This window comes from Streptomyces sp. E2N166 (genome assembly GCF_003671715.1).
In the GTDB taxonomy this organism is placed as follows: domain Bacteria; phylum Actinomycetota; class Actinomycetes; order Streptomycetales; family Streptomycetaceae; genus Streptomyces; species Streptomyces thinghirensis.
The window spans coordinates 820,070-823,335 of sequence record NZ_RAIF01000006.1 but is presented as its reverse complement, the minus strand read 5'-3'; the positions used below and the strand labels follow the sequence as shown (position 1 = coordinate 823,335).

General features: G+C 72.4%; 1 protein-coding gene and 1 pseudogene. Both read left to right on the top strand.

Translation table 11 applies throughout. The features are described 5' to 3' along the window. Positions 1-230: pseudogene (locus EBH09_RS38550) on the top strand (endo-beta-N-acetylglucosaminidase); the annotation flags it as partial. Between the two features lie 31 nt (positions 231-261). Next, positions 262-3,266: glycoside hydrolase family 38 C-terminal domain-containing protein (locus EBH09_RS04235; protein ID WP_153182605.1), on the top strand; the 3,005-nt coding region annotated here is incomplete at its 3' end.

Genomic DNA, 3,266 nt, shown 5'->3' with positions numbered 1-3,266 from the left:
ACCTGCGGTTCGCCTGGAAGCACCCCCACGGCGACGACGTCCGGCACTACACCCTGCACCGCGTGCTGCCCGACGGCACCCGCCGCTTCCTCGGCGGCACCTGCCAGCGGGCCTGGTTCGCCGGCGGCCTGCGCGCCGAGCAGGACGAGCGCGCCGCACGGTTCGAAGTACGCGCCGTGGGGGAGCTGTACACCACGTCGGAGCCCGTCACCGTGACCCACCCCTGGTAACCAACCGCCCCACCGACCCCGGAGCACCCGCATGCATGACGACCGCGACCTGGTCGAAGCCCGTCTCAAGCGCGTCCTCGACGAGCGCGTCCGCCCCGCCGTGTACCCCGAGTCCGTGCCGCTCGACGTCGCGGTGTGGAACGCCCCCGGCGAGCCCGTGCCGGTCGCCGAAGGACTCGCGGCCGACCCCGAGCCCGTCGAGGTGGGCGCCCGCTGGGGCGCTCCCTGGGGTACCAGCTGGTTCCGCGTCACCGGCACCGTGCCGAAGGAGTGGGCCGGGAGGACCGTCGAGGCGATCCTCGATCTCGGCTTCGACGAGAACATGCCCGGCTTCCAGTGCGAGGGCCTGGTCTACCGCCCCGACGGCACCCCGGTGAAGGGCCTCAACCCGCGCAACCAGTGGGTGCGCGTCGGCGCCCCCGCCGAGGGCGGCGAGGAGGTCCGCCTGCACATCGAGGCCGCCTCCAACCCCGTCATCCTCGACTACCACCCCTTCGTGCCCACGCGGCTCGGCGACAAGGACACCGCGGGCGGCGAGCCGCAGTACACGCTCACCCGCATGGATCTCGCGGTGCTCGACGAGACGGTCTGGCACCTCGTGCTCGACCTGGAGGTCCTCGGCGAGCTGATGGCCGAGCTGCCGGTGGAGTCGCCGCGCCGCTGGGAGATCCTGCGCGCCGTCGACAAGGCGCTGGACGCCATCGATCTCCAGGACGTGAACGGCACTGCGGAGCAGGCCCGTGCCCGCCTCACCGGCGTCCTCTCCGCCCCCGCCGTCCCCTCCGCGCACCGCGTCAGCGCGGTCGGGCACGCGCACATCGACTCGGCGTGGCTGTGGCCGCTGCGCGAGACCGTGCGCAAGGTGGCCCGCACGACCTCCAACATGACCGCCCTCCTGGAGGACGAGCCGGACTTCGTCTTCGCCATGTCGCAGGCCCAGCAGTGGGCGTGGGTCCGCGACCACCGGCCCGAGGTGTGGGCGCGAGTGAAGAAGGCCGTGGCGGACGGCCGGTTCGTGCCGGCCGGCGGCATGTGGGTGGAGTCGGACACCAACATGCCGGGATCGGAGGCGATGGCCCGGCAGTTCGTGCACGGGAAGCGGTTCTTCCTCGACGAGTTCGGCGTCGAGAACGACGAGGCGTGGCTCCCGGACACCTTCGGGTTCGCGGCCGGACTGCCGCAGATCATCAAGGCGGCCGGCACCAAGTACCTGCTGACGCAGAAGATCTCCTGGTCGCAGACGAACAAGTTCCCGCACCACACCTTCCGCTGGGAGGGCATCGACGGCACCCGGATCTTCACCCACTTCCCGCCCGTAGACACCTACAACTGCTCCATGAAGGGCAGCGAGATCGCCCACGCGGCGAAGAACTTCAAGGACAAGGGAGTCGCCCGGCACTCCCTCGCCCCGACCGGCTGGGGCGACGGAGGCGGCGGCACCACCCGCGAGATGGTCGCCAAGGCGGCCCGGCTGCGCGACCTCGAAGGCTCGGCGACGGTCGAGTGGGAGACCCCGCAGGCCTTCTTCGAGAAGGCCGAGGCCGAGAACCCCGAGCCGCCCGTCTGGGTCGGCGAGCTGTACCTCGAACTGCACCGCGCCACCCTCACCAGCCAGGCCAAGACCAAGCAGGGCAACCGCCGCAGCGAACACCTGCTGCGGGAGGCCGAGCTGTGGGCGGCGACGGCGGCCGTGCGCGCGGGGTTCCCCTACCCTTACGAGGACCTGGACCGCATCTGGAAGACGGTCCTGCTGCACCAGTTCCACGACATCCTGCCCGGCTCGTCCATCGCCTGGGTGCACCGTGAGGCACGCGCGACCTACGACCGGGTCGCCGACGAGCTGAACGGGATCGTCGACGCCGCGCATCGCGCCCTGGCCGGCGAGGGCGACACCCCGCTGGTCTTCAACTCCGCCCCGCACAACCGGTCCGGCGTCCAGGCGGGTGCCGCCGCCGCGCCCACCACCGAGGGCCGCACCGCCCTCACCCCGCGCCCCGGCGGTGGACACGTCCTCGACAACGGCCTGCTGCGCGTCGAGATCGACGACCGGGGGCTGGTCGTCTCGGCGTACGACATCGCCGCCGACCGCGAGACGATCGCCCCGGGCGGGGCGGGCAACCTGCTCCAGCTCCACCCCGACTTCCCGAACATGTGGGACGCCTGGGACGTCGACGAGTTCTACCGCAACACGGGCACCGACCTCACCGACGCCGACGAGATCGTCCCCGGCGACGACGGCGCCTCGGTGCGGATCATCCGCTCCTTCGGCTCCTCCCGAGTCACCCAGGTGCTGACGCTGGCGCCGGGGGAGCGGCGGCTGGAGGTGGACACCGAGGTCGACTGGCACGAGACGGAGAAGTTCCTCAAGCTCGCCTTCCCGCTCGACGTGCACGCCGAACGGTACGCGTCGGAGACGCAGTTCGGGCACTTCCACCGGCCCACGCACACCAACACCAGCTGGGAGGCGGCCAAGTTCGAGGCCTGCAACCACCGCTTCCTCCACCTGGAGGAGCCCGGCTGGGGCGTGGCCGTCGTCAACGACTCGACGTACGGCCACGACGTCACCCGCACCGTCCGCACCGACGGCGACGCGGGTACGACAACCACGGTCCGGGTCTCCCTGCTGCGCGCCCCGCGCTTCCCCGACCCCGAGACCGACCAGGGCGTGCACCGGTTCCGGCACGCGCTGGTCCCGGGCGCGGCCATCGGTGACGCCGTGCGCGAGGGCTGGCGGATCAATCTGCCCGAGCGGCGGGTCACGGGCGCCGGCGAGGTCGCGCCGCTGGTCTCGGCCGACCGGGACGCGGTCGTGGTCACCGCCGTCAAGCTGGCCGACGACGGCAGCGGCGACGTGGTGGTCCGTTTCCACGAGGCCCACGGCGGCCGGGTGCGGGCCACGCTGACGGCCGGCTTCCCGGTGGCGGGGGTGGCGGTCACCGACCTGCTGGAGCGTCCGCTCGCCGGGGAGGAGTCCGCGGTCGAGGCCGACGGCGACCGGATCGCCGTACGGCTGCGTCCGTTCCAGCTGATGACCCT